Genomic DNA, 25129 nt, shown 5'->3' with positions numbered 1-25129 from the left:
AGCGGGTCAGGATGCGTCAGCGTCCAGCTCTGTGAGCCATTCAATAGCCCGGCATTCATCAGTGAAGTACTCACTCGGCGTTGCGGCACGATAGTTGAAAGCAGTCATGACCCGCGCAACCTCATCCTTACCGAGGACCGCCGTACGGCTGGAGCAGGTGTCCTTCAGCAGGACATCCCGGGCCGGCGCGCTGATTCCGTCAACGAGGTCCATGTGCACGAGCAGCGGCCGTTTACACGACGGCGATACTGACTCGACGGCGGAAATGCTCGCCTGCACGTCCTTCAATTCCATGACGATCCCGGGCTCCCAGCGCAGTCGCAGGAAGTCGCCTTCGTCCACCAGCTTGAAGCGCGGATCATCGGATGTCGGTGCCATTCTTCTTTTCCCCCAGCGTTTATGTTTCAGGTATGTCGTGCCCCGGCGTCAGCAGCCAGTCAAGCGCCTCGTCGGGCTGCCGGAAATGGCGCGTGGGGTAACGCGGACGGTGAACACCGTCGAAGAAGGTCGCGATCATCCGGTCCACAGCTGACGGTCCCACCAGAGCAAGAGCGGCCACATTCAAACGGTCCGCGAAGACTGTTTGCCCGGCGGCATCCACCGAGACCATCGCGTTTAGGATGACAAGCATCGGATCGCAACGGCCCGGGTTCACTTCATCGAGCCGCTGGACCAGATCCAGTGCGTCCCGCTCGCGAACCGTGACAGCTGCGTTCCACTCCACGCGGACATAACCGTTCTCGCGGGTAAGGACAAAACGTCGGCCAGACTCCGATGCGTTCATCACCCTCCCCTCGTAGGCTGCCAGAAGCAAATGTATCCCACATCACACGGGTTACCTTACGAAACGGTGCGCGACTCCCGCTCATTGAGCGCGTCGTCGCCGGGTCCCCTGAAGTCCGCACCGCGCCGCTCCGCCTCCGGGGAGCCGGTGAAAAGGCGCCCGTCGCGCGGCTGGTGGCCGGCGTCGTCGTTCTCTGCAGGGATGACGGCCGGCGCAGCCGACGACAGCGGCACCGCCTCCCAGCGCTGGCGCGGCAGTGCCTCGGGGAACCGGCTCTGGATGAACCCGACCATCTGCTCGCGGACCAGGCATTGCAGGTCCCACAGCGCTCCGCTGTCTGCAGCGCTGACCAGGATCCGCGCACGCACCATGCCGTCGGTCGCCTTGGTGATCTGCAGTGTTCCGGTGCGGCTGTCCCACAGCTCGGAAGCGTCGAGGATCTCCCGCAGCCGAATGCGCATGCTCTCGATCGGCACGCGCCAGTCGAGGTCCAGCTCAACTGTTCCAAGCAGCTCGGAACGGCGGCGCGTCCAGTTCTCAAACGGGGTGGAGGTGAAGTAGGTGGAGGGAAGGATCAGGCGGCGTTCATCCCAGGACTGGACTACCACGTAGGTCATGGTGATCTCCTCGATCGTTCCCATTTCCCCTTCGACGAGGACCACGTCGTCCACCCGGATGGCGTCGGTGAAGGCAAGCTGCACACCGGCGAAGACGTTGCTTAACGAGCTCTGGACGGCGAGGCCGGCGACGATGGAGATAAGGCCGGCGGACGCCAGGATTCCTGCGCCGAGCGCGCGCACTTCATCAATGGTCAACAGCACGCTGGCCAGCGCGAGAGTAATGACTACCGCAACAGCAACCCGCCGGGCCAGCATGATCTGCGTCTTGAGCCGCCGGGCACGACGGTTGTCACGGCTCGAACTCTCGTAGTGGCGTAGCACCACCGTTTCCACAATGGAGAGCACCGCCACGAGCAGCCAGGCAAGGGACACAATGAGCGCCAGCACCAGCACATAATCAACGGGCGGGAACCACGCAGCGTCCCGAGCTGTGGCACCGAGTGCTATGCGTATGCCGAGGACCGCGAGTACCGCCTGCAACGGACCGCGTGCCTTCCGGGTGACCTCGTGAACCTGGGGTACTTTTCGCAGTGCGCGGGCAGCCAGGCGGCGGAGGACCCACCCCAGTACGACGGCGGCCAGCACTGCTGCTGCAGCGGCCAGGAACGGGGTAATCGCCTCAAGGAAATCCATCCCCCTACCGTCTCAGAGGGCCCCGGGGGTCAGTCCAATTCCGCTTCCACCTGGTGAGGACTGGTGAGGACTGGTGACGGCTAGTAGAGGAAGATCGCGAACCACTCACGGTTGTGGGCGTGCAGCAGCACCAGGAAGAGCACGAAGTCGAACAACAGGTGCACGCTCACGATGTAGCTCAGCGACTTGGTCTTCGAGAAGATCCAGGCCTGGATCAGCGCGAAGGGGTAGATGAGGAACGGTCCCCAGGAGTGGAAGCCCAACTCCCACAGGAAAGACGTGAACAGCACGGCCTGCAGGAGGTTGGCCTGCCAGTCGGGCAGGTGGCGGCGCAGCAGGGTGAACGCGGTGCAGATGAAGAACAGCTCATCCCAGATGCCCAGGACGTTGGTGCCCAGGAACAATCGCGCAATGGTTCCCGCGTCCGAGGCCGCGGGCCAGTTCTCGTAGACACCGGTTGGAATCATGTACACCGGCAGCAGCAGGTACCCGATGACGACGACGGCCAGGAGGTACCAGCGCTCAGTCCGGTTCCATTTCTGGCCGGTGAGGACCGGGAAGCGGATCGCATGGTCCTTGAACACGAACCGGGACAACAGGTAGGGCACCGCTACAGCCAGGATCATCGCCGTGCCCATGATGGTCATGTGGCTGAAGCTGATGTCGGTAGTGATGGGGACGGCGCTGATGATGACGAGGCCGATGGCCAGCAGCAGCAAATCCCGGAAAAGGCTCTTGCCATGCTGCGCTTTGCCGGTGAAGTAGGCGGTTGTCAGCGCCGCGGCAAGGACCAGATAGCCGGGAACCCTCTGCTCAAGCGCGAAGATGAGGAAACCGGACGCCGACACCAGCGCGGCGGCGACGACCGGAAGTACCCGGGGGCGCGCGTCAAGGCTCGCCGTGGTGATCATGGTTCGAGCTTACGCCTTGCTCCACTGTCAGGGCACACCCCTAGACTGGCGAAATGGTTGAAAACAACGCCCGCGAGTCGCTCATCGCCGACACCCTCGTCGAGGCATTCAAGCCCCTCATGGAAGCGGATCCGCACGGATTCCGGACCAAGTTCCGAAAGATGGCGGCCGATCCATTCGCGTTCTACCGCGGCAGCGCCTGCCTCTTCTACGCAGACATGAAGGAGATGACCGACAACTGGGCGGATGACAACACCAGCCGGGTATGGATCCACGGTGACCTCCACGCGGAGAACTTCGGCACCTATATGAGCAGTACGGGCCAGCTCACCTTCGACATCAACGACTTCGATGAGGCTTACCTCGGGCACTTCTCCTGGGACCTGCGGCGGTTCACCACCTCGCTGGCACTGATGTGCTGGCAGAAGGCGCTTCCCGAGGAAGCGGTGCGCTCCCTGGCCCGCACGTACCTGTCCGCGTATCTGGACCACGTAAAGCATTATGACGACGCCGGCCAGGATGACTTCGCGCTCCACCTCGGCAACACATCGGGAACCATCCATGCTGTGCTGCTCGCAGCGCGCGCGTCCCGGCGCACCGACCTGCTCGATGCGATGACGTTCGTGGAGGACCACGAACGCCACTTCCAGGACAACAGCAAGACGCGTCGGCTGGATGACGCAGAGTACGCCATGGTGGCGAAGGCATTCGAGGACTACCTCGGCACCATCCCCGAAGACAAGCGCTCGGCCCGCGAAATCTTTTACAACGTGAAGGACATCGTCGGCAGCACCGGCTTCGGCATCGGCAGCGCGGGGCTGCCCGCCTACAACGTGCTCATTGAGGGTTACAACGAAGCCCTGGAAAACGACATCATCATCTCAATGAAACAGGGCAACGTCGCCGCACCGAGCCGCATCGTCACGGACGATCGAGTTCGCTCGTACTTCGAGCATGACGGGCACCGTACCGTCATCAGCCAGCGCGCCCTCCAGGTACACACCGACACCTTCCTCGGCTACACAACCGTTGACGGCGTCGGGTTCGTGGTGGATGAACTCTCTCCCTATAAGGCGGATCTTCGCTGGGACAACCTCACGGAGCCGGACGAGATCGAGCCGGTGCTCGTGGACCTCGGACGAGCCACCGCCAAGGTGCACTGCGCGTCAGATGAGGACAGCGACCAGGACCTGGTGAACTTCCAGACCGAGCGGGCCATCATGCAGGTGACCGAAGGTCGTCGGAACGAGTTCGTCGAGGACATCCTTGAGTTTTCGTTGGATTACGCCCGCACGGTTCGAAATGACCACTCCCTCTTCGTTGACGCCTTCCGGGAGAACCGGATTCCCGGCGTCCCGTCCACCTGATACCCGCAACCGAGGCCGAAATCAACGTGAGATAGAACACGTTCGAGTAATTGGAACTCTCGTAAGGTAAGCCATACCTTACTTATGGTGGCGCGACTGAAGCTGCTGCTGACATTCCTTCCTTCTCACCCTGGAGTCTCGAACGTGAAAAATTCCGTAAGAATCAGCGTGGTCGCCGCATTGTCGGCATCGGCCCTCACCCTGACGGCGTGCGGCGGCACCGCAGATGCCGGCAATGAGGAAGCAGGATCCGCGACCACCCTGCCCGTGGAGCACGCACAGGGAACCACCGACGTCCCCGCCAACCCGCAGAATGTTTTCACCTTCGATCTCGGGGTACTCGACTCCCTGGATAACCTCGGCGTTGCCGTCTCCGGCGTGCCGCAGGGAAACCTGCCTGAGGCCCTCGACGCCTACGAGTCCGACGACTACACGAAGATCGGGTCAGTCAAGGAACCCGATTTCGAGGCCATTGCCGCCGGCGCACCCGACCTGATCATCATTTCCGGCCGCACGGCCGACTACTACGACGAGCTCAGCGAGATTGCTCCCACCATCGACCTGAGCGTTGACCAGGCAGCACCCATCGAGAGCTTCAAGGAAGTCAGCACCACACTGGGCCGGATCTTTGAGAAGGAAGACGACGTAACCGAGCGTCTTACGGCAATCGACGCCACCATTGCCGACACGCAGGCGAACGCCGCCGATGCCGGAACGGGCCTGATTGTTCTGACCAGCGGCGGTGAGCTGACTGCTTACGGCGCCGGCTCCCGGTTCGGCCTGATTCACGACGTCCTCGGCGTGGAACCTGCCGCCGAAGTGACGGAGGACGGAACACACGGCCAGTCCATTTCCTTCGAATTCATCGCAGAGACCAATCCCGACCACCTGTTCGTGATCGATCGCGACTCGGCGATCGGCGAGTCCGGAGACGCCGCCTCAGCCGTACTGGATAACGAGCTCGTCAACGGCACCAACGCTGCCTCCGAAGACAACATCGCGTACCTCGACGCCGCGAGCTGGTACCTCGTGGGCTACGGCCTGTCCAACGTCGAGGCCATGATCAGCTCCGTCAACGACGCCCTGACCAGCTGACCATTCGCCGGTCGCCTCTCGAGGCGACCGGCACGGAGAATCCCGTGATCACAGCAACAGCACCGGCAGATGCCCGGACGACGACGGCGCGCCGCCGGTTCCCAGCGTTCCCCGCTGTACTGGCGACCGTCGCCGTCGTCGTGCTTTCTGTTGTCAGCCTGTTCATCGGGGTCAGCGACGTGTCGCTGGCCGCGTTGTTCTCCGATTCGGATGACGGCACGGCCGGGCGCATCATGCTCGTCAGCCGCATTCCCCGGACGCTGGCCATCCTCCTGACAGGTATGGCGGTGGGCGTCGCCGGGCTCATTCTGCAGCTCATGGCGCGCAACAAATTCGTCGAATCCTCCACCGTCGGAACAGTGGAGTCGGCGATGCTCGGCATCCTCGTGGTCACGCTGCTGGTGCCGGCTGCTCCCCTGCTGGCCAAGATGGGCGTGGCAGCCCTGTTCGCCGTCGCCGGCACGGCACTCTTCCTGGCGGTGCTGCGGCGGGTTCCCCTCCGCAACACGCTGATTGTTCCGCTGGTCGGAATCATGCTGGGTGGGATCATCGGCGCAGTGACCACCTTCTTCGCCTACCGGTTCGACCTGCTGCAGAGCCTGAACAGCTGGATGGTGGGCGATTTTTCCGGTGTCATCGCTGGCCGGTACGAGTTCCTCTGGCTGGTCGGTGCGCTCACGGCCGTCGGGTACTTCGCCGCCGACCGCTTCACCGTGGCCGGGATGGGAAGCGAATTCACGACGAATCTCGGCCTGAACTACCGAGCGGTGATGAGCCTGGGACTTGTCATCGTCTCCCTGATCAGCGCCGTCGTCGTGGTGACTGTCGGTGCAGTACCGTTTCTCGGCCTCGTGGTGCCCAACCTGGTCTCGATCCTGATCGGGGACAACGTACGCCGGGCTGTTCCCTGGGTTGCGCTGCTCGGTGCGGGGCTGGTGCTGCTGTGCGACATTCTTGGCCGCCTGATCCGCTTCCCCTATGAGATCCCGGTTGGAACCGTCCTGTCCGTTGTCGGAGCCGCCGGCTTCCTCTATCTCCTGCTGAGGAGCCGCCGCCGTGTCGCCTGACGCACTCCCACCTGCGCTGACAGTACGACGACGGCGGCCGACCGGGAGCCTCAGCCCCCGCACCTGGATCCTGGTACTCAGTCTCCTCACGGCCGCGCTGACCGTCACCTTTCTAACCATCGGCCTCTCGGGAAATCTGGCGTACGTGCTCCCGCTACGCGCCAACAAGGTGGCGTCGATGCTGCTGGTGGCATACGCCGTCGGAATCTCCACGGTACTGTTCCAGACGGTCACCGGAAACCGGATCCTCACGCCGTCGATTATGGGATTCGACGCGCTCTACATCCTCCTCCAGACGTTCCTTGCGTTCGCCATCGGCACCCAGGCCCTGCTCACCATGGGCGCGGGGACCCGGTTCCTCATGGAAGTAACGCTGATGGTGGGCTTCTCGTGGGTTCTCTACCGCTGGCTCTTCATCGGCGGCGGGAAGTCCCTGCACCTGGTCCTGCTGGTCGGGATCATTTTCGGCACGTTGTTCCGCGGAATCTCCTCGCTGCTGCAGAGGCTCATCGATCCGAGCGAGTTCGTGGTGCTGCAGGACCTGTTCTTCGCGAGCTTCAACAATGTGGACTCCTCGCTGCTCGGAATTTCAACGGTGGCTATTCTCGCCGCGAGTGCCGCCGGCTGGCGGATCAGGAACCAGTTCGATGTCCTTGCGCTCGGGCGCGAAACCTCCCTCAGCCTGGGGATAAACCACAAGAGCACAGTCACCCAGGTATTGGTTATCTGCTCGGTCCTGGTGGCTGTCTCCACCGCCCTGGTTGGCCCGATCACGTTCTTCGGCCTACTGGTGGCCTCGATGGCGTACCAGCTTTCCGCAGTGTTCCGGCACGCCTATGTCTTGCCGATCGCCGTACTGCTGGGCGCCATCGCGCTCCTCGGGGGCCAACTTGTCCTGGAGCGGGTCTTCGGATTCGATACGGCCCTCAGCATTGTCATCGAGTTCGTTGGCGGGATCGTTTTCATCGCCCTGCTCCTGAAAGGTTCGATCAAGTGATCCAGCTGACCGGCGTAACCAAGGCGTACGGCTCCGAGACCGTCGTCGACTCCGTCACCGCTGCCATCCGCCAGGGCGGCATCACCTCGATCATCGGCCCCAACGGCGCGGGCAAGTCCACGCTGTTGTCGATGATGAGCAGGCTGCTGCCGATGGACAGCGGTTCGGTGGTGATAGAAGGCATGGACGTCAGTACGACGGCGAGCAACACCCTCGCGCGGAAGATGGCAATCCTGCGGCAGGACAATCAGCTCACCGTCCGGCTCACCGTCCGCGACCTGGTGGGTTTCGGGCGTTTCCCGCACAACCAGGGCAGGCCCACCACCGCGGACCGCGCCCACATTGAGCGTGCGCTGGACTATCTCGACCTGGGCTCGATGGCGGATCGGTTTGTCGACGAGCTCTCCGGTGGACAGCGGCAGCGCGCGTTCATTGCCATGGTGCTGGCTCAGGACACCGACTACATCTTCTTGGACGAGCCACTGAACAACCTCGACATGAAGCACGCGGTGGACCTGATGCGGATGCTCAGGCGCACGGTCGAAGACCTCGGCAAGACCGTGGTGCTGGTCATCCACGACATCAACTTCGCCTCCTGCTACTCGGACGCAATCATCGCAATGCGTGACGGCGCCGTGATACATCAGGGCACGCCGGCAGAGCTGATGCACACGCCGCTGCTGCGCGAGGTGTATGACATCGACATCCGCATCGAGGAGATCGACGGCAATCGAATCGGCGTCTACTTCGCCTAAGCACTGCCCTCTGCTGGACGGCAATGAACCTGACGGAATGTCGGCCCAATGGGGCAGGATGGAGCCAGGGAGGCAGTAATGGATTTTGATGTTCTGGTGATCGGCGCCGGCCCGGCGGGCATGGCTGCAGCAACACGCGCAGCGGAACTCGGGGCGCGCACCGCCGTCGTCGAGCGTGCACGGTTGGGCGGAACCTGCGTGAATTCCGGCTGCGTGCCGACACGGGTACTGGCGAAAACCGCCCGGCTGTACCGGGAGGTGCGCACCGCCCGCGACTACGGGATCGTGGTCCACGAGCCCGCCGTGGACTGGCCGCAACTGGTCCGCAGGGTCCGCTCCACGGTCGACCGCGTACTGGAGGCAAAAGGATACGGCGAGGCCATGCGCCAGCTGGACATCACGCTCTTGGAAGGTGAGGCGTCCTTCACCGGGCCGCACGAGGTTTCCATTGACGGACGTGTGGTGACGGCTGCGTCGATCATTCTGTGTGTCGGTGGAAGCGCACGCCGGCTTCCGATCGCCGGCGCCGAGCATGCCGCGCTCCCCTCCGAGGTACTCGATCTCCCGGAGCTGCCGGGCTCAGTCGCGATCATCGGCGGCGGTCACACTGGCGCGCAGCTGGCCACCATCTTCGATGCCCTCGGCTCCAGCGTCACCCTGCTGGACCTCGCGCCGCGCATCCTCACCACCGAGGACGACGACGTTTCCGCCGTCGTGACGGACGGCTTCCGTTCCCACGGCGTGCGTGTGGCTGTGGGCATCCACGGTGTTGACGGCATAGATAAACACGACGACGGCGGCCTTGAAATCCGCTGGCAAGGTACCGACGGCGCGCAGTCGGCGCGGGTTGGAGCCGTGATCATGGCCGCCGGATGGCCGGCGAATATCGACGGGCTCGGCCTGGAAGCTGCAGGCGTCGCCGCTGCCCGGGGAGCAATCCCGGTGGACAACTATCTCCGGTCCAATGTGCCGCACATCTTTGTTGCCGGCGACGCGAACGGGACATCGATGCTGGTCCAGGCAGCAGTCTTCGAGGGTGAGACGGCTGCCGAAAACGCGGTCCTTGGCGCGCATCGCACCACGCCGCACCATCTGCTTCCCGAGGGAGGCTTCACCGACCCGGACTACGCGGGAGTGGGCCTCACTGAGGCTCAGGCCCGCCAGCGCGACGCCCAGTGTGCCGTCGTCGTCGTTCCCTATGGCGCGGTTGAGCGTCCGATCATTGATGACCGGGAGCAAGGCTTCCTCAAACTGGTCACCGACAGGCACCGGGAACTCATCCTCGGTGCGCATGCGGTCGGGGAAAACGCGGTGGAGGTGATCCAGGCGGTTGCCTCCGCAATGGCGGCCGGCACGGATGTCGCCACGCTGGCCCGGGTGAAGTTCGCGTACCCGACGTACAGCGCGATCATCGGGCAGGCAGCACGCAAGGCCATGCGCCGGCTTGAAGGCGAGGAGGCAGGGACAGACTCCTGGTAGTCGGACTGCTAATGTGGGACGAGCATCACTACAAAGCTTGCTTATCAATGGTTCGCGCCGGGTTCAGAGCCCGGGCACCGGCGTGAGCGCAGTGAGGAGTAGCCATGGGCATCGCAGAGAAGAAGTTCTCGGTAACGGAAGAGTCAGACAGCAAGCACCCGCAGGACTGGGGCCGCGCCATGGCGATGGCGATCAGCCGCCTGGTGGAGCTCGCGCATGAGGCAGGCGACGTCGTCGAAGATGAGAACCTCTACGGTGAAGATCTGCACCTATACCTCGCAGAAACCGATGAGGGCACCAACATCACCATGTCGTGGACCCCGAAGGCATCGAAATCTCCGGGACCGGCTGAGCAGGAGCAGGAATGAGCAGTCAGAATCCGGATCCGGACAAGGAAAAGATCACCGGCCTTGAGCCGGGCGGAGGGGTACCCCCGGGTGAAACGCCTCCAGCTGAGGCAAGCACCGGCGGTCCGCAGGGCCACGACGAGGGCGGACCGGGCAAGGCAGCATCGCGGATCTGGCTGGTACTGATCGGCATCTTCGTACTTCTGGGGCTGCTGTACTTCGTTGGCTACATCGCCGGGCTGTTCAGCTAGGCGCCATATCCACAACAAAGCGGCCGAACCCGTGGGGGACGGCCGCTTTGTTGTGGCGCTTTGTGCCGCAGGCCCGATTCAGGCCCGGTAGTAGTCCTGGAGTGTTGCTTCCTGCTCGGCGGTGAGGCCTTCTTCCACCGTGAAATCCGGTGCGTCCTTGATCTTGTCCTTGGACACCGCGACATACAGGTTGTCGCCGTCCAACCGTGAGCCGGCAAGGGGAACGAAGTTTTCCCTGGTGTTGAGCAGTCCGAGACCGACAGTGACCCAGGCAGGCTTGTGGGAGAGCCCATCGAGATGCACCTGGGTGACGTTCCCCAGTTTTTCTCCGTTGGCATCCCATGCCGTAGCTGTCTGCAGATCTTCCAGTTCCAGGGAATCCATGATGCCTCCGCGCTTTGATGACAGGTTCCCTCACCATTCCAGTGCATCAGGCGCCCAAAGGCAACGACGGCGCCTGATGCACTGTCCGGACGTTACGCTGCTTCGGCGGCCTCTGCTGCTTCGTTGATCATCGGCAGCCACTTGTCCAGTGCCCAGATGAGGGAGAGTGGGCTGGCCGCGGAGATGGACAGGGTCAGGGTGTTGTCAGCGTCGGCAACGAGTGCGCCGGACTTCACCGCGGGGATCTGGCTCAGCAGCGGATCAGCAGCGATGGCTTGCTTGGTGGCGTCATCGGGAACCCAGGTTACGAAAATGTCCGACTCGAGCTCGTCGGCACGCTCTGCAGACCACGGGATGAAGAACTCGTCGCCGGTAGCGTTCTCGGCGACTACATCGGCCATTTCCATGCCGATCTGGGTGAGGAAGCGGGGACGGTTGTCGCTGGCCGTGTAGATGTTCACGCTCTCGGCGCTGGCCGGCTCGAGGTTCCCGAAGATGAAGGTTTTACCCTCGATCGCGGGGTACTCGGCGACAGCCTCCGCGATCATGTCCTCGGTTTCGGTGACAAGCTGTTCGGCCTCATTGGCCAGACCGAGCGCCTCACCGATCATGGTGGTGGATTCCTGCCAAGCGGTGCCATAGGCAACCTCGGGGTAGGCGACCACAGGGGCGATTTCGCTGAGGGTGTTGTAATCCTCCTCAGTGAGCCCGGAGTATGCCGCCAGAATGACGTCCGGATTGGTCGCAGCAATTTCGTCGAAGGCAATCCCATCAGCCTCGGAATACTGGACCGGCGCGTTCTCGGTACCGATCTCTGCGCCGAGTTCTTCCAGCTTGGCGTCCTTCCACGGCACGGAGCCCTGCTCATTCCCGCCATACTCGTTCACCGGCATACCGACCGGAACCACACCAAGCGCCAACGCGATGTCGTCATTGACCCAGGAAACGGTTGCGACGCGTTCCGGCTTCTCCTCGATGACCGTTTCGCCGAATGCGTGCTCGATGGTGACAGGGAAGGCATCGGCGGAGCCTGCTTCATTGGCGCCCGCAGCTTCGGAACCGCCGCCCGCCGGGCCGGTGGAGCATGCGGAAAGTGACAATACCGCAATCGCTGCTGCGGCAATCAGACCGCGAACACGTGTGGGGGCCATGGGGGCTCCTTGACTTTCGTGACGGCTTGAACGGACCGTCTGGATGGATACGAAAGTAAGGGTAGCCTATGCTTCAGGGCATTACGAAATGTTTGTGTTGCGTAATAGGTTCAGTCCCGGGCCTTACGGGTTTCCCTGTCGTTCGCCTTCTGAATGGCGTCCACCAGTTCTTCCTTGTTCATGGACGAGCGCTTGGGGATATCAAGCTTTTTGGCGACGTCGTAGAGGTGCTCCTTGGAGGCGTTCGCGTCGACGCCACCGGCTGTTTCCTTTGACGTGCCCCGTCCGCCCTTTGCCTGCTCATCGGACGGCCCCTTGGAGTCCTTCTGCTCCCAGTGGTCGCCCACCTTCTCGTGCGTGTGTTTGAGCGCGCTGTACGCCGTGCGATGCGCCCGTTCACCATCGCCGTACTGCTCCTCGGCAGAGTCCAGCGTCTTGGCGTAGGTTTCCTGTGCTTTTTTGTCGGACCGCTGGAGCGTGCTGGGCAACTCGTCGGTCTTTACCTTCCCTGACTTCGTTTGCTTCGGCATGGCTTCTGCTCCGTCCTTAGGGGGTAGGGCTTGCAGTTCCGAGGCTACCGCTGGGTGCGCATGACTTCTACACGAACTGACTTCTACACGAACGACGGTGCCGGGTCCGCTGCCACCGCGGCCAGGTACTTCGCGAGCGCCCCGGGTGCCGAGCGTGGTGCTTCGGCTTCAACCAGTGCGTTGTAGTTGGTGTTGGTGTTCACGTCGTAGGTGAGCACGCGCCCGTCGGCAGTCTCCATGAACTCGATCCCGCAGACCTCGATGTTGTTCCGGCGTGCGAACTCCACGTACTTCTCGATGATCGGGTGATCGAAGTCGCGGCGCAGGCTGAACAGCTGCTGGTTTTCCTCGGGTTCGATCGTGGCCCCCGGGGGCATGATCGGCTTGCCCGTTGTCGGGTCGATGGCGCAGGCGTCCGCCGGGCAGAGCTGGAAACCACCGCGCGCGGTGTCCGCCTGGATGGCATAAATGAACTCGCCGCCCACTATCTCCACGCGTGTGATGATCGGCTCAGCTGCCTGGATGAACTCCTGGATCAGGGTGATGCCGTCCTGCGGCTCCTCGAACTCAGCCGATGCCACGTATTCCGCCAACTCCTCGTGGCTCTCGAACTTGCGCACGCCGAGGCCTTTTCCGCCCTGGTTGTGCTTGGTGATGAAGGGGGTCGGGAAGTCCTTCGCCGCCTGCAGAATGTGGTCCCGTCCAATGGCGGCGACGGTCCGCGGTGTTTCGATTCCGGCTGCCTTCAGCGCGGTCAGCTGGTCCACCTTACTCATCTCCAGTTCGAGGATCCGCCGACCGTTGATGGTCCGGCGGCCGTGGGCCTCGAGCCAGGACAGAACGGCACGGGTATAGTCCTTTGAGAGGCCATGGTCCCGGGTATGCGCAGACGCGCTGATCCTGGACCAGAAGATGCCTTCCGGAGGTGTTGAGTCGAGGTCCAGAACACCGTCCGTCAGCAGCCACTCCTCAAACTCGAGCCCCTCCTGCTCGAAAGCACGGGCGAACGGGGGAAACCACTCGGGGTTCTCGTGCAGGGCATAGATCTTTGCGGCGTCCGAAGTAGTCATATCCGGTGCAACCTCTCGTTGGTAGCGCGTATTCCAGCTATTCAGCCGGCGGGAGGAAGATTCCGTTGCCCGGTCCCATCGGAATCTCGAAGAAGTAGAAGATGCTGAGAATCGATGCCCAGGCCAGCCAGAACGGAATCACGAACGGCAGCATGCGGGCGATCAGCGTCCCGAGGCCTGCTTCGGGTTCGTACTTCCGCAGCATTGCCAGCAGCACGATCATGTACGGGTTGAGCGGGGTGATGACCTGCGTGGCGGAGTCGCCCACGCGGAAGGCGCCCTGGATGAAGGCCGGCTCGTATCCCAACAGCACAAACAAGGGTACAAAAACCGCGGCCATCAGCGTCCACATGGCGGAGCCGGAAATGATGAAGAGATTCAACAGGGACGCCAGCACGATGAAACCGAGGATCGCCGGATAGCCGGTGAGGCCGATCGCCTCGAGGCCGGTGGCTCCTGCAACGGCGATCCACTGACCGATTCCGGACCAGTTGAACAGCGCAATGAACTGGCCGAGGATGAACGCCAGTACGAGGAATCCCGCCATGTCGCGGATTGCATGACCCATGACGCGCGGCACGTCCTTGCCGGAGGCGATGGTTCCAACGATTTTTCCGTACACCAGGCCGGGCACCACGAACATCGCGAAGACAATGAAGACAATGGAGCTGAGCAGCGGTGACCTCGGCAGGTAGCCGCCCTCCTCGTTGCGCCAGGGCGACCCGGGAATGGTCACCGCAACGGCGATGATGACGGCGAGAGCGACGCCGGCAATCATCGCCCAGCGCAGTGCTTTGGTTTCCTTCGGATCGAGCTCGGCCCGCAGATCCGGCTGCGAACCCGAAGACGCAGAAGTTCCCGCAGAGGCAGATACGGCAGCGTCGTCGTCGGCTACCTCATCGCGGGGGACGCCCTGACGGTTTAGCCGTGGCTCAAGGACTTTGTCGATGACGAAGCCGGCGATGAACATGAGCACCAGCGAGGATGCCACGTTGAAGAAGTAGTTCGAAACCGGAGTGACCGGTGAACCGGGGTTGGGCAGGGTCGCGGTGACCGCCGTCGTAATGCCGGCAAAGAGGGCATCGAGGCTGGTGACCAGCAGATTGGTTGAGTAGCCGGCGCCGGCTGCGGCGAATCCGCCGAGCAGGCCCGCCACCGGATGTCGGCCCGCGGCTTTGAATACCAGCGCGGCAAGCGGTGGAATGACCACGAAGGCGGCGTCGGACATGATCGAGCCAAGCACACCCACCACGCCGACGGCGTACGGCAGCGCCCAACGCGGTGCTGACCCGAAGGCCCTGCGGATCATCGCGGCCAGCAGGCCCGACTTCTCAGCCACGCCGACGGCGAGCAGGATCGGCAGCACCGTCACCAGCGGCGGGAAGCCAAGGTAGTTGGGGCCCAGGTTTTCGGTCAGCCAAGTGAGGCCTTCGGCGGTGAACAGGCCGCGGATCTGGGTTACCTCGGCGCTGCCGGGCACCTGTACGGTGACGTTCGCCCACGCCATGGCGGTAGAGACCGCTGCGGTGATTCCGAAGAGGATCAGGAAGAGCGTGAACGGTTCGGGCAGCTTGTTGCCCACGCGTTCCACGCCATTGAGGAAGCGGTCGGTGAGGCGGCGCCGGGAGAGGCCAGTTGCTGTTGACACGGGTGCTCCTTGGGTTCCGGAAAGTTGTGGGAAAGAGCTGAAGGATCAGTCGAAGTAGGCAGGAACGTCGATCGGACCACCCTGGGCCGCGAACTCTTCTGTTACCGCCCGCTGAAGCTCCGGGTCGCAGAGGTAGTCCAGAGCCGTGAGCGCAAGGCCGGCTGCGCCGTCGTACGCGCCTTTTTCCGCCGCTTCGGTATTGGCTGCGGCAGCAAACTCACGCGTGTGCAGGGCGGTGTCGGCCGAAGCAATGCTGATCAGCGGGTGGATTCCGGGGATCCGGTAACTCACGTTGCCGAAGTCCGTGGAGGCGGCCAGCGTGTCGGAGACGACGCCGGCGGGCAGCGGAGCGCGTCCCCGCCCCTCCTGGGACTTCACCCAGCGCGCGGTCAGCGCCTTGTTGGTCCGGATGGGCAGCGACGGCGGGTGCTCGTCCCATTCCAGGGCGACGGTGGTGCCGGTCATCAGCGCCGCTCCACGGGCAATGTCGTCGAGGCGCCCGCTCAGGTCCTTGAGCGTTTCCGGCAGCCGTGAGCGCGCGTACAGCTTGAGCACCGCGCGGTTGGGGATGATGTTGGGGCTCTGGCCGCCCTCAACGATGTTGGTGTGCACCCGGTCCGACGGCGGAAGCTGCTGTCGCAGGAGGCCGATGCCCTGATAGGTGAGGCTGGCGGCGTCGAGCGCGTTGCGTCCCATGAAAGGCTGGGCGGAGGCGTGCGCGGCGATGCCGGTGAAGGTAATGGTGAGCAAACGCCGCCCGAGCCAGGCCTGGTCCGCGAGGTCGTAGCCATAGGGGTGCACCATGATTGCCGCGTCCACACCCTCGAACGCACCGTGCCGGGCCATGACCTCCTTGCCCGAGTGGCCTTCCTCGGCGGGAGTTCCCAGGAACACCACTTCGCCGGGAAGCCTGTCCTGCACCGATGCCAGCGCGAGGAACGCGCCCACACCCGTTGCAGCGATGACGTTGTGGCCGCAGGCGTGGCCGATGCCCGGAAGCGCGTCGTATTCGCTCAGGACGGCGATGGTTGGACCGGGAGAAGTTCCGCTGATCTCCGCGCGGATAGCCGTGTCGACACCATGTACGCCCACAGTTGCGTCGATGCCGTGCTTTTTGAGCACGTCCGCCAGGACGCGGGCGCTGTTGTGCTCCTGATAGGCGGTCTCGGGGTTGGCATGCAGGGTGTGGACGATGTGGGCGAGGTCCCCTTCCAGGGCGCTTGCGCGTTGCCCCACAGCGTCGACAAGTTCCTGCGGTGCTCCGCGGTACGGGGATTCTTCTGGAGTGGCAGTCTTCATTCGCAGCCGGGTCTCGGCGGCGATGGCGTTGAGGTAGGCCGGGTCCGGCGCAGTCGGTTCCGTCATCTTGGTAGCTTAAGCAACCAATCCCCGGGTGCGACGAGTTCAAGCAACCCGAGGTAATAATTCGCGGCGCTCTTGACAGGCACCACGTTGTACCCGCCGAAATAACGCCGTCGTAACGGCGCGGCAACACTGCGGCGGGAAGCTTGAATTACCGGCGGGAAAGCCGGTTCCACTCTCGCAAGGAGCCGAAATGTCTCTGCTTACCTCTACTGAAATCATCCGCATTCGGGACCTCGGCACGTTGAACCGGGGGGACGAAGTGGAAGCCCATCTGCGCAACGCGGTCCATTACCGCGGCCGCGTCGAGGACACCGCACCCGGTATCGGTGTTGTGTGGATCCGCGACGACGCCGATGGCCGCCGCGCCATTCTGCATGCCGAGGAGTACGCCATCTGGTTGATTCGCACGGTTCCCTTCGAATCCAGCATGGCCGCATAATCACCGACAGGTATCAACTTCAACGAACGACGACGGCGGGCGCCTCCCCTGCGATGGGAAGCGCCCGCCGTCGTCGTGTTGGATAGTTCCAGGACCTGCGCTTAGCGCGTCGGCTCCCGGTCCAGCGCAGCCTCGTGTTCCTCGTGCGCCCGCTTGAGGAGCGCCATGAACTCGGTCTCGTTGCGGATGAAGCGCTTGTACTTCTCCGGTTGCTTCTTGAGCATGTTTTCTTCGGCGCACATCTTGTCGAAGATGCGCTCACGCTCGTTGATGTCCGTCTCGTAGTTGAGGTCCAGGTAGTAGATCGCGTGGCGTCGTGCACCGGAGATGAGGTTCTTTGCCTTGCCCTTGGGGCTGAGCAGGGACGCCAGCACCGTGACGATGAGCACGCCGACGATCAGGCTGAGCGACAGCCCTGTGGAGATTTCGACAACGGGTACCGGCTGACCGTCGTTGATGAACGGAACGTTGTTCTCATGCAGCGCGTGCAGGATCAGCTTCACGCCGATGAGGCCGAGGATCGCCGCCAGCCCGTAGGAGAGGTAGATGAGCCGGTCGAGCAGTCCGTCGATGAGGAAGTAGAGCTGGCGCAGGCCCATCAGCGAGAAGGCCGTGGCTGTGAAGACGATGAAGACGCTCTGGGTCAGGCCGAAGATTGCGGGGATGGAGTCCAGGGCAAAGAGGATGTCCGTTGCGCCGATGGCCACCATGACCAGCAGCATCGGGGTGAGGACCTTCTTGCCGTTCTCGATCGTGAAGAGTTTGTCGCCGTCGTAATGCTCGGTGGCCGGCAGGAATTTCCTGGCCATCCTCACAATGAAGGTTTCTTCTTCCTCCACGTTCTTGGGCTTGAGGATGTTGCCCGCGGTGAGCAGGAGGATCAGGCCGAAGATGTAGAAGACCCAGGCGAAGGAGTTGATCAGGGCGGCGCCGAGGAAGATGAATCCGGTCCGCGCGATCAGCGAGAACACGATGCCGAACAGGAGCACCTTCTGCTGGTCCGCCCGCGGCACCTTGAAGGTGGTCATGATGATCAGGAAGACAAACAGGTTGTCCACCGAGAGCGCCTTTTCCGTGATGTACCCGGCGAAATACTCGGTGCCGTACTGCGGGCCGGCGAAGATCAGCACTCCCACGCCGAACAGCAGCGCAATGCCCACGTAGATGGCGGACCAGACGCTGGCTTCCTTCAGGGTAGGCGTGTGGGCTTTGCGGACGTGAAAAAAGAAGTCGAAGAGAAGCAGTCCCACAATTCCCGCAATGGTCAGAATCCAGACAATAGTGGGCACTTCCATGCTGTACATCTCCTCGGCAGTGGGCTGTTGGTTCACCGTAGTTCGACAATCAGCGCGCCTGCAAGCAGTTCAGCTACAGGTAGAACCCCCGCACGCTAGAACTGAGCCGCCTCGATGATGCGGTCGAACCCTGCATCAAGTTCGGAATCAACCTGCTGGCGGCTGGGATCAGCGTCATACCAGGCAAGAATCTCCCGCGCACCGAGAAAGAAGGGCGTTGTGCAGACGAAGTCCGGCACCAGTGTCTTGACCTTGGTGTTGTCGAAGATCACAGAATGCGACTTGTCGCCGAGGAGCTGGGGGCCGAGGTCCGGAAGGTGGGCGGCGATGGTCTCCGAGGCCACGTGGACCAGCTGGGGTTGCGGTGCTCCGGCTGCCTCCGCGAAGATCTCGTAGATCCGGTTCCAGGGCAGGAACTCATCCGAGGTGATAGTGAAACTGTCTCCGATCGCCTGCGGAAGTCCCAGCAACCCGACGAACGCCTTGGCGAAGTCAGTACTGTGCGTCAGCGTCCACAGGGAGGTGCCGTCACCGTGCACCAGAACCGGGCGGCCGGCCCGCATCCGCGCAATGTCCGTCCAGCCGCCGGCAATGGCGATCTTCGTGTGGTCGTAGGTATGTGATGGCCGCACGATGGTGACGGGAAACCCTCGTTCCCGGTACTCCGCCACCAGCAGTTCCTCGCAGGCGATCTTCTCGCGTGAGTACTGCCAGAACGGATTGCGCAGCGGAGTCGATTCCCGGATAGGGAGCGCCGCGGGCGGCTTCTGGTACGCCGAGGCGCTACTGATGAACACGTACTGCCCGGTGCGTCCGGTGAACAGTTCGATATCAGTGGCTACGTGGTCTGGTGTGAAGGCCACGAAGTCGACGACGACGTCGAACGTGCGGTTACCCAGCGCCGCCCGGACTTCCTCCGGGTTCCGGATATCCGCCTGAACCAGTTCCGCGCGCGACGCCGCCGGGCGCTCGGTGCTGCTGCCGCGGTTCAGGATGGTGACCGAGTAGCCGTGAGCGAGCGCCCGGTCCACCACCGCTGTGCTGATGACACCGGTGCCGCCGATGCAGAGGATTTTCACTGGGCGCTCACCAGGCGTAGTCCTCGGGAGCGGTCTTGTGGCCGGGGAAGATGTCATCGAGCGCGGACAGGGTGTCGTCGTCGAGCGTGATTTCCAGGGCGCGGAGGCCGCCGTCGAGCTGTTCCTGGGTGCGCGGGCCGATGATCGGCGCCGTGACGGCGGGCTGCGCCAGCAGCCAGGCGAGGCCGAGATCGGCCGGTGAGTGGCCCAGTTTGTCGGCGAGATCCTCGTAGCGCTGGATCTGGTCGCGGTGCTTCTCGAGTGTGTCGGCAGCGCGGCCCTCGAGGCGGCGGACGCCCTCGTTCTCCTTCTTCAGGACGCCGCTCAGCAGCCCGCCGTGCAGCGGCGACCAGGGGATGATGCCGAGCCCGAATTCCTGGGCGGCGGGAATTACCTCAAGTTCCACGGTGCGGGTGAGCAGGTTGTAGATGGACTGCTCACTGATGAGGCCGGTGTAGTTGCGGCGTGCAGCGGCCCCCTGTGCCTGGGCGATGTGCCACCCGGCGAAGTTGCTGCTGCCCGAATACAGGATCTTGCCCTGCTGGACGGCAACCTCGATGGCCTGCCAGATTTCGTCCCACGGTGTGTTCCGGTCGACGTGGTGGAACTGGTAGAGATCGATGTAGTCCGTCTGGAGCCGCTTCAGGCTGGCGTCGAGAGCGCGGCGGATATTGAGTGCTGACAGCTTCCCGTTGTTGGGCCACTCGTCCATGTCGCCGTAGAGCTTGGTGGCCAGCACCGTCTTCTCGCGGCGCCCGCCGCCTTTCGCGAACCATCGGCCCACGATCGCTTCAGTGCGGCCCTTGTTGACGCCCCACCCATAGACGTTCGCAGTGTCGAAGAAGTTGATCCCGGAGGCGTGGGCCGAGTCCATGATGGAGTGCGAGTCCGCCTCCGTGGTCTTGGGCCCGAAGTTCATGGTGCCGAGGCACAAGCGGGAAACGGACAGGCCGGAGCGGCCGAGGTGGGTGTACTGCATCGGGAAGGGTCCTCTCGAGGATGAGCGGTCGGGAATCCGCTTTCCATCCTGCCAAGACCGGGAGCCATGCGCTAGTGGGTAACTGTTGCGCACGTCCGGTGACTTCTCCCGCGGGCGGGTCCGCCGGATCTGCACAAAAGTTTCCTGGCGCCTAGGATTTCTCCCATGACTTCTCTCCCCTCGCTGCCCGTGGCACTGATTACCGGCGCTTCCCGGGGCATCGGCCGCGCCATCGCCGACGAGCTCGCGCCCACCCACCACCTTTTGCTGGGCGGGAGGGACCGGGCGGTGCTGGAAGCACTGGCGTCGTCGTATCCGTCGGCGGAGCCGTTCACGGTGGACGTCCGCGAGGTGACGGAGACGGACGCCGCCGGTATCGAGCGGCTGGATGTGCTGGTCCACTCCGCCGGCGTGCTGCGGATGGGCGCGGTGGCTGACCTCGACGACGACGCCTGGCGGACGAGCTTCGAGATCAACGTCTTCGCTGTTGCAAAGCTGACCCGGCTCCTGCTGCCGGCCCTTCGCGCGGCGCGCGGGCAGGTCATCGCCATCAACTCCGGGTCCGGTTACAACTCGGGCTCCGGCTCGGCCGTGTACAGCGGCACCAAGTTCGCACTCCGTGCCCTCACGGATGCCCTTCGCGAGGAGGAGCGGCCCAACGGCGTCCGGGTATCCTCAATCCACCCCGGCCGGGTAGCAACGAACATGCAGGCCGAGCTGCACGACTACGAAGGCAAGGACTACTCCCCCGGCGCCTGGATCCAGCCCGCCCAGGTTGCCAAGGCCGTCCGCCTTGCCGTGGACGCGTCCCGCGATTCCGCCGTGGAGTCGCTGAACATCCGCCCCTCGGGAATGGCATGAGCACCGTTCGCCTTGTCGCCACGGTGAGCGGCGATGTCCAGGGCGTCGGCTTCCGCTACCGGACCCGCCAGCAGGCGGAACAGCTGGGGCTGGTCGGCTCGGCAACCAACCGGCCGGACGGGTCAGTCCTGGTTGTCGCTGCCGGACCGTCGTCGTCCGTTGACCAACTCCTGAAATGGCTGCACTCCGGCAATACTCCAGGGCGGGTTGAGAACGTGGACGCGGACCTGCACGACGACGGCGCCAGCGGACTTACCGGTTTCGTCACCGACTAGCGGCGGTCACCCTCCAACCGCGTGCGGCAGCCCGAATTGGGTCTGCACGCCCGGCGAATAGAGCACTGATTCCGGGGGCCCCTCCACGGTCAGGCCGGCCGCGCGTACCAGGGAGTCGTCCCAGTGCTGCAGCACCGCGCCCTGAAGCGGCCACGGCGAATGGGTGTTGGGAATGTAGAGGGTTCGGCCGGCGAAGCGCGAGTGCAGGCCGAACCGCGCGGTCAGGTGAACGGACAGCGGATCAGCGGCAACGCTTCCGGTGGGCAGTACCGAGAACGACGACGACGCACCGCGGAACCTGCCCACTGAATACCCTGTGCCGTCTTCGCCGTGCCAGGCGCGGCACCGGGACCAGACGTAGGGGATGCCGGCCGCGCGGGCGCCCAGCACCACGGCCAGCCGGGATGCGTCGAGGGCAAGGAAGACGACGCCGCGCACGCCGTCCCGGTCCCGCGAGTAGAGCCGCACATTCACCTCGGTGAACGTGCCGAAGTACGGCACCGGCATCCCGCGCCCAAAACCTGCGCCGCGCATACGGAAGCCGATGAGCCCAACCCAGGAGTCGCCGTCGTACTCGTCCGGAACGGTGCCGGCGGGCAGAAAGCGGGCCGCCGCGGCGGTGGGGATGCGCCAGTGGAGGAAGACGGCATGGCCCCAGAACTGGTCCATGATGGCAGGCGTGCGCAGGGGCGGCGGCTCCGGCCAGAAAACAGCGGCGGAATAATCAGACATGGGTACGCGGAGCCTCTCCCTCTCCCTCGATCGCGGCCTTGCGGCGCCGGCTACGGTCGAGGGCAAGCATGACCGGCGTTGCGGTCACGCCGTGCAGGAGCACGGACAGTGCCACCACCAGGCCAACGAAGGCCCAGACCTCGTTGGCCTCGGCGTCGAAATCGCCGTTGCTCAGTCCGTAACCGATGTAGTAAAGGCATCCAATTCCGCGGACGCCGAAGAATGCGAGCGCAACCTTTTCCCGGACACCGGCCTGCCCGCCGAGGAGTCCGAGGTACCCGGCCAGCGGACGGACGAGGATCAGGAACACCAGTGCGAGGATGACGTCGGTCCACCCGATCGTGTCCAGGAGGCCGCGGGCGATGGCCCCTCCCAGCAGCACCAGGATGAACACCGACAGCAGCCGCTCGAGCTGTTCGACGTAGCTGTGGAGCACCCGGTGGTAGCCGTGGCTACGTTCAGCCGCGCGGATGGTGATCGCGCAGACAAACACGGCGATGAACCCGTAGCCCTCGAAGGTCTCAGCGAGTCCGTACGCGAGGAAAGTCGCGGCAAGCGCAACGAACCCCTCGGAGTGGTTGGATAGCCGGAAGGAGTCCGCACGCGAGGAGAAGAAGAGTCGCCCGAGCAGCTTGCCGGTGCCGTACCCGAGCAGCACTCCGACGCCGATGCGCCACAGCACATCCACGGCGAACCACTGCGGAAGCCAGGCGTCCGGCCCTGCACCGGCGAGGCTCAAGGTGATGGCCAGATACACGAACGGGAAGGCGAGGCCGTCATTGAGGCCGGCCTCGCTGGTGAGCCCGAAGCGCACCTCGTCCTCCCGGTCGATGCCCTCCTCATCGTCGACCGGTTCCCCCACCTGCACTTCGGAGGCAAGCACGGGATCTGTCGGGGCGAGCGATGCCGCAACCAGGATCGCGCTGGCCAGTCCCAGGCCGAGGAAAACGTAACCAAGAAGGGCAAACACTCCGATACAGAGCGGCATGACGATTGCCAGCATGCGCCAGGTAGTGGACCAGGAACGCCAGCCGAACGGCCGGTCGATCGCAAGGCCGGCGCCCATGAGGGAAATGATCACGCAGACCTCGGTGAGATGCGTGGTGACCACCTCATACTTCACCGGGTCCGGCGACGGAAGATAGTCAAGGAGGGCGAAGGAAACAATCCCGGCGGCGAGAAACACCATGGGCATGGAGACGGGCGCTCGCCGCAGCAGGCGGGGCAGCAGCGCTGCCGCGAAGACGATGATCCCGAGAACCGTGTAAATGATGCTCGGTCCCTCAAAGAGTTTGAGCACGTCGGTTCCCTCTCGCCACGGATACTGCCTAAAGATACTCGCGTAAGTGCTCTTCGTGGCGGCTCCCGCCGGGGATGGGATACTTGTCTCCGATCTCGAACACCGGACGCAGGGACTGAAGCCATGGGACGACGCGCTGCTTCCACCGGAACCCCTGCCACTGTCCTGCTGACCAGGCTGGGCATCCCCTACCGCGTCCTCAGCTATGTGCACGATCCTTCCGCCGAACACTACGGAATGGAGGCTGCGGAGAAACTGCAGGTAGACCCTGCAAGGATCTTCAAGACGCTCATGGTGGATACCGGCACCCGACTGGCCGTCGCCGTCGTCCCAGTCAGTAGCTCCCTGAACCTGAAAGCGATGGGCGCCGCGTGCGGAAGCAAACGCGCTGCCATGGCGGAGCGGGCCGCAGCTGAGCGTCGGACCGGCTATGTGGTCGGCGGAATCTCGCCGCTGGCCCAGCGGCACCACAGCCCTCTGGTGCTCGACGAATCCGCGCTCGCTTTCGAGGCGATCCTCGTCTCGGGCGGCCGCAGGGGAATGGAAATTGAGCTGGCGCCGGGTGACCTCCTGCGCGCAACCGACGGTACGACGGCATCCCTCGCCTCCGGTTGACCGCCCGTACTACTGTGGTTTCAGTTGTCCCATCCCTTCGGCAGACGAGAGCACCTGTGCACAGTCAGGGCATACTGGCGGTCGTCAACGCCTCCGCCGGAACCGCGAACCGCCGCACGGTCGACGCCGTTGCCTCCTTCCTTGCGTCAGCCACAGCCAGACGGGGGGCTACCTTCGAACTCGCGCGGACAGAGGATCTGCAGGCGCTTGACTCCGCACTTGGAAGCCTGGACGGCAGGCGACTGGTTCTGCTGGGCGGCGACGGCTCCATCCATGCGGCGATCCAGTGCCTGCATCAGGCGGGAACGCTGGCCTCGATCGGGCCGATCGGCATCATTCCCGTGGGTACCGGGAATGACCTTGCCCGGTCGCTGAAGATTCCGCTCAGTCCACTGCAGGCTGCCGAGTGTGTGATGGCCCGGCCGGCACGCCCGATGGAACTGCTGCTCAGCGATGACCGGGTGGCCGTCAATGCCGTCCATGTGGGGATCGGTGCGGACGCGGCCGCCAAGGGTGCCGAGGTGAAGAAGAAGCTGTCGAAGGTAAAGGCCGGAAATTTGGGGTATCCGCTCGGTGCAATCGCCGCCGGCTTCAGCTCCTCCGGGCTGAACCTCAGCGTCCGGGTGGACGGTGAACTGCTCCATGATGGGTCCACTCCCCTGCTGATGGCCGCCCTCGGCCTTGGCGGCACCGTTGGCGGAGGTGCGCGTCTCATTCCTGATGCCAACCCACATGACGGGTTGGTCGACGTCGTTCTGTGGGAGTCCGTAGGGCGGGCTGCCCGGGTGGGGTACGCGCTGGGCCTCAAGGACGGGGACCATGCGCGGCGCAGCGATGTGAGGATCGGGCGCGGAGAAACCGTGGAGATCACCGCCGTTGACGGCAACGGCTTCCGGGTCAGCAATGACGGCGAGCTGTGGGGACCCTTTCCACACCGCCGCTGGGACGTGCTGCGCGATGCCTGGCACGTCATTGCACCGCAGTAATGCGCATCAATTCCGAGGGATTGCCACAGCGACTCCGGAATTCACTCAAGGTTTCCACAAGAGAGACGGAGCACCCTATCTACATGGCAATCGGCCCAGTAGGCTGATTGTCAG

The 25129-nt window shown here is 63.8% G+C and carries 28 protein-coding genes; 13 read left to right on the top strand and 15 right to left on the bottom strand.

The annotated features are described in order from the left end of the window. Positions 1-6 precede the first annotated feature (6 nt). The 4 genes from Q0877_RS05645 to Q0877_RS05630 all read right to left on the bottom strand — a co-directional run bounded on the left by Q0877_RS05645 (position 7) and on the right by Q0877_RS05630 (position 2948). Entirely contained in the window at positions 7-378 is a 372-nt protein-coding gene (locus Q0877_RS05645) for a hypothetical protein (protein ID WP_299166373.1), read from the bottom strand. Between the two features lie 19 nt (positions 379-397). After that, entirely contained in the window at positions 398-784 is a 387-nt protein-coding gene (locus Q0877_RS05640) for an STAS/SEC14 domain-containing protein (protein ID WP_299166371.1), read from the bottom strand. Between the two features lie 56 nt (positions 785-840). After that, positions 841-2037, bottom strand: a complete 1197-nt coding sequence (locus tag Q0877_RS05635) for a mechanosensitive ion channel family protein (protein ID WP_299166370.1) — start codon at positions 2035-2037, stop codon at positions 841-843. Positions 2038-2117: 80 nt separating this feature from the next. Further along, positions 2118-2948, bottom strand: coding sequence for a type II CAAX prenyl endopeptidase Rce1 family protein (locus tag Q0877_RS05630; RefSeq protein ID WP_299166369.1), 831 nt, complete (start codon positions 2946-2948; stop codon positions 2118-2120). Between the two features lie 53 nt (positions 2949-3001). On the opposite strand from Q0877_RS05630, the gene Q0877_RS05625 reads away from it, so the two are divergent. From Q0877_RS05625 to Q0877_RS05590, 8 genes are all read left to right on the top strand, one after another. Beyond that, positions 3002-4315, top strand: a complete 1314-nt coding sequence (locus tag Q0877_RS05625; protein WP_299166368.1) for a DUF2252 domain-containing protein — start codon at positions 3002-3004, stop codon at positions 4313-4315. 144 nt (positions 4316-4459) lie between these two features. After that, complete coding sequence (locus Q0877_RS05620; protein ID WP_299166367.1) at positions 4460-5410, top strand: siderophore ABC transporter substrate-binding protein; 951 nt, start codon at positions 4460-4462, stop codon at positions 5408-5410. Positions 5411-5454: 44 nt separating this feature from the next. Beyond that, positions 5455-6477, top strand: a complete 1023-nt coding sequence (locus Q0877_RS05615; protein WP_299166366.1) for an ABC transporter permease — start codon at positions 5455-5457, stop codon at positions 6475-6477. After that, on the top strand, positions 6467-7474 hold the full coding sequence (locus tag Q0877_RS05610; RefSeq protein ID WP_299166365.1) for an iron chelate uptake ABC transporter family permease subunit: 1008 nt from the start codon (positions 6467-6469) through the stop codon (positions 7472-7474). Before Q0877_RS05615 ends, Q0877_RS05610 begins: the two co-directional genes overlap by 11 nt. Further along, positions 7471-8229, top strand: a complete 759-nt coding sequence (locus Q0877_RS05605) for an ABC transporter ATP-binding protein (RefSeq protein ID WP_299166364.1) — start codon at positions 7471-7473, stop codon at positions 8227-8229. The genes Q0877_RS05610 and Q0877_RS05605 overlap by 4 nt, the downstream gene beginning before the upstream one ends. A gap of 78 nt (positions 8230-8307) precedes the next feature. After that, positions 8308-9708 (top strand): NAD(P)/FAD-dependent oxidoreductase, encoded by a 1401-nt coding sequence (locus Q0877_RS05600; RefSeq protein ID WP_299166362.1) that lies wholly within the window; start codon positions 8308-8310, stop codon positions 9706-9708. Positions 9709-9812: 104 nt separating this feature from the next. Beyond that, entirely contained in the window at positions 9813-10076 is a 264-nt protein-coding gene (locus Q0877_RS05595) for a hypothetical protein (protein ID WP_299166360.1), read from the top strand. Further along, on the top strand, positions 10073-10306 hold the full coding sequence (locus Q0877_RS05590) for a DUF6480 family protein (RefSeq protein WP_299166359.1): 234 nt from the start codon (positions 10073-10075) through the stop codon (positions 10304-10306). The genes Q0877_RS05595 and Q0877_RS05590 overlap by 4 nt, the downstream gene beginning before the upstream one ends. A gap of 78 nt (positions 10307-10384) precedes the next feature. On the opposite strand, the gene Q0877_RS05585 is transcribed toward Q0877_RS05590, so the two are convergent. From Q0877_RS05585 to Q0877_RS05560, 6 genes are all read right to left on the bottom strand, one after another. Beyond that, positions 10385-10690, bottom strand: coding sequence for a PRC-barrel domain-containing protein (locus Q0877_RS05585; protein WP_299166358.1), 306 nt, complete (start codon positions 10688-10690; stop codon positions 10385-10387). Positions 10691-10782: 92 nt separating this feature from the next. Then, entirely contained in the window at positions 10783-11841 is a 1059-nt protein-coding gene (locus Q0877_RS05580; protein ID WP_299166356.1) for an iron-siderophore ABC transporter substrate-binding protein, read from the bottom strand. A gap of 110 nt (positions 11842-11951) precedes the next feature. Next, a complete protein-coding gene (locus tag Q0877_RS05575) occupies positions 11952-12371 on the bottom strand; it encodes a ChaB family protein (RefSeq protein WP_299166355.1) in 420 nt (139 codons plus the stop codon). An 83-nt stretch (positions 12372-12454) separates the two neighbouring features. After that, a complete protein-coding gene (locus Q0877_RS05570) occupies positions 12455-13441 on the bottom strand; it encodes a RimK family alpha-L-glutamate ligase (protein WP_299166354.1) in 987 nt (328 codons plus the stop codon). Between the two features lie 37 nt (positions 13442-13478). Beyond that, on the bottom strand, positions 13479-15089 hold the full coding sequence (locus Q0877_RS05565; protein ID WP_299166353.1) for an AbgT family transporter: 1611 nt from the start codon (positions 15087-15089) through the stop codon (positions 13479-13481). A 45-nt stretch (positions 15090-15134) separates the two neighbouring features. Next, positions 15135-16454 carry a M20 family metallopeptidase gene (locus Q0877_RS05560; protein ID WP_299166352.1) on the bottom strand — a complete coding sequence of 440 codons (1320 nt, stop codon included), beginning with the start codon at positions 16452-16454 and terminating at the stop codon, positions 15135-15137. Between the two features lie 190 nt (positions 16455-16644). Between Q0877_RS05560 and Q0877_RS05555 the strand changes: the two genes are divergently transcribed. Continuing rightward, entirely contained in the window at positions 16645-16893 is a 249-nt protein-coding gene (locus Q0877_RS05555) for a hypothetical protein (RefSeq protein ID WP_299166350.1), read from the top strand. Positions 16894-16994: 101 nt separating this feature from the next. Here Q0877_RS05555 and Q0877_RS05550 read toward each other — a convergent pair whose 3' ends face one another. The 3 genes from Q0877_RS05550 to Q0877_RS05540 all read right to left on the bottom strand — a co-directional run bounded on the left by Q0877_RS05550 (position 16995) and on the right by Q0877_RS05540 (position 20246). Next, positions 16995-18188, bottom strand: coding sequence for a TerC family protein (locus tag Q0877_RS05550; protein WP_299166349.1), 1194 nt, complete (start codon positions 18186-18188; stop codon positions 16995-16997). Positions 18189-18283: 95 nt separating this feature from the next. Further along, on the bottom strand, positions 18284-19267 hold the full coding sequence (locus tag Q0877_RS05545; protein ID WP_299166347.1) for an SDR family oxidoreductase: 984 nt from the start codon (positions 19265-19267) through the stop codon (positions 18284-18286). Between the two features lie 7 nt (positions 19268-19274). Further along, positions 19275-20246 carry an aldo/keto reductase gene (locus tag Q0877_RS05540; RefSeq protein WP_299166346.1) on the bottom strand — a complete coding sequence of 324 codons (972 nt, stop codon included), beginning with the start codon at positions 20244-20246 and terminating at the stop codon, positions 19275-19277. A gap of 165 nt (positions 20247-20411) precedes the next feature. Between Q0877_RS05540 and Q0877_RS05535 the strand changes: the two genes are divergently transcribed. Together Q0877_RS05535 and Q0877_RS05530 are read left to right on the top strand one after the other, a co-directional pair. Continuing rightward, positions 20412-21107: an SDR family oxidoreductase gene (locus Q0877_RS05535; protein ID WP_299166345.1), complete on the top strand. Its 696-nt coding sequence runs from the start codon at positions 20412-20414 to the stop codon at positions 21105-21107. Then, positions 21104-21382: an acylphosphatase gene (locus tag Q0877_RS05530; RefSeq protein ID WP_299166343.1), complete on the top strand. Its 279-nt coding sequence runs from the start codon at positions 21104-21106 to the stop codon at positions 21380-21382. The genes Q0877_RS05535 and Q0877_RS05530 overlap by 4 nt, the downstream gene beginning before the upstream one ends. A 6-nt stretch (positions 21383-21388) precedes the next feature. Here the strand turns inward: Q0877_RS05530 and Q0877_RS05525 are convergent, their stop codons facing one another. Further along, complete coding sequence (locus tag Q0877_RS05525; RefSeq protein ID WP_299166342.1) at positions 21389-22114, bottom strand: DUF2071 domain-containing protein; 726 nt, start codon at positions 22112-22114, stop codon at positions 21389-21391. Then, the gene (locus tag Q0877_RS05520) at positions 22107-23414 is read right to left on the bottom strand and encodes a sodium:proton antiporter (RefSeq protein WP_299166340.1); all 1308 of its coding nucleotides are present in this window, start codon (positions 23412-23414) and stop codon (positions 22107-22109) included. The genes Q0877_RS05525 and Q0877_RS05520 overlap by 8 nt, the downstream gene beginning before the upstream one ends. 123 nt (positions 23415-23537) lie before the next feature. Between Q0877_RS05520 and ybaK the strand changes: the two genes are divergently transcribed. Continuing rightward, a complete protein-coding gene (ybaK, locus tag Q0877_RS05515) occupies positions 23538-24029 on the top strand; it encodes a Cys-tRNA(Pro) deacylase (protein WP_299166339.1) in 492 nt (163 codons plus the stop codon). Positions 24030-24085: 56 nt separating this feature from the next. Beyond that, on the top strand, positions 24086-25015 hold the full coding sequence (locus Q0877_RS05510; protein ID WP_299166337.1) for a diacylglycerol kinase family protein: 930 nt from the start codon (positions 24086-24088) through the stop codon (positions 25013-25015). Positions 25016-25129 lie beyond the last annotated feature (114 nt).

Origin of the sequence: uncultured Arthrobacter sp. (assembly GCF_947495145.1) — a bacterium.
GTDB lineage: Bacteria > Actinomycetota > Actinomycetes > Actinomycetales > Micrococcaceae > Arthrobacter_D.
This window is presented reverse-complemented; position numbering and strand designations above follow the sequence as displayed.

Bases quoted from the DNA above. Each gene is read 5' to 3' on its own strand.
- Q0877_RS05645 (WP_299166373.1), bottom strand. From the start codon at position 378: ATGGCACCGACATCCGATGATCCGCGCTTCAAGCTGGTGGACGAAGGC.
- Q0877_RS05640 (WP_299166371.1), bottom strand. From the start codon at position 784: ATGAACGCATCGGAGTCTGGCCGACGTTTTGTCCTTACCCGCGAGAAC.
- Q0877_RS05635 (WP_299166370.1), bottom strand. From the start codon at position 2,037: ATGGATTTCCTTGAGGCGATTACCCCGTTCCTGGCCGCTGCAGCAGCA.
- Q0877_RS05630 (WP_299166369.1), bottom strand. From the start codon at position 2,948: ATGATCACCACGGCGAGCCTTGACGCGCGCCCCCGGGTACTTCCGGTC.
- Q0877_RS05625 (WP_299166368.1), top strand. From the start codon at position 3,002: ATGGTTGAAAACAACGCCCGCGAGTCGCTCATCGCCGACACCCTCGTC.
- Q0877_RS05600 (WP_299166362.1), top strand. From the start codon at position 8,308: ATGGATTTTGATGTTCTGGTGATCGGCGCCGGCCCGGCGGGCATGGCT.
- Q0877_RS05595 (WP_299166360.1), top strand. From the start codon at position 9,813: ATGGGCATCGCAGAGAAGAAGTTCTCGGTAACGGAAGAGTCAGACAGC.
- Q0877_RS05590 (WP_299166359.1), top strand. From the start codon at position 10,073: ATGAGCAGTCAGAATCCGGATCCGGACAAGGAAAAGATCACCGGCCTT.
- Q0877_RS05585 (WP_299166358.1), bottom strand. From the start codon at position 10,690: ATGGATTCCCTGGAACTGGAAGATCTGCAGACAGCTACGGCATGGGAT.
- Q0877_RS05580 (WP_299166356.1), bottom strand. From the start codon at position 11,841: ATGGCCCCCACACGTGTTCGCGGTCTGATTGCCGCAGCAGCGATTGCG.
- Q0877_RS05575 (WP_299166355.1), bottom strand. From the start codon at position 12,371: ATGCCGAAGCAAACGAAGTCAGGGAAGGTAAAGACCGACGAGTTGCCC.
- Q0877_RS05570 (WP_299166354.1), bottom strand. From the start codon at position 13,441: ATGACTACTTCGGACGCCGCAAAGATCTATGCCCTGCACGAGAACCCC.
- Q0877_RS05560 (WP_299166352.1), bottom strand. From the start codon at position 16,454: ATGACGGAACCGACTGCGCCGGACCCGGCCTACCTCAACGCCATCGCC.
- Q0877_RS05555 (WP_299166350.1), top strand. From the start codon at position 16,645: ATGTCTCTGCTTACCTCTACTGAAATCATCCGCATTCGGGACCTCGGC.
- Q0877_RS05550 (WP_299166349.1), bottom strand. From the start codon at position 18,188: ATGGAAGTGCCCACTATTGTCTGGATTCTGACCATTGCGGGAATTGTG.
- Q0877_RS05540 (WP_299166346.1), bottom strand. From the start codon at position 20,246: ATGCAGTACACCCACCTCGGCCGCTCCGGCCTGTCCGTTTCCCGCTTG.
- Q0877_RS05535 (WP_299166345.1), top strand. From the start codon at position 20,412: ATGACTTCTCTCCCCTCGCTGCCCGTGGCACTGATTACCGGCGCTTCC.
- Q0877_RS05530 (WP_299166343.1), top strand. From the start codon at position 21,104: ATGAGCACCGTTCGCCTTGTCGCCACGGTGAGCGGCGATGTCCAGGGC.
- Q0877_RS05525 (WP_299166342.1), bottom strand. From the start codon at position 22,114: ATGTCTGATTATTCCGCCGCTGTTTTCTGGCCGGAGCCGCCGCCCCTG.
- ybaK (WP_299166339.1), top strand. From the start codon at position 23,538: ATGGGACGACGCGCTGCTTCCACCGGAACCCCTGCCACTGTCCTGCTG.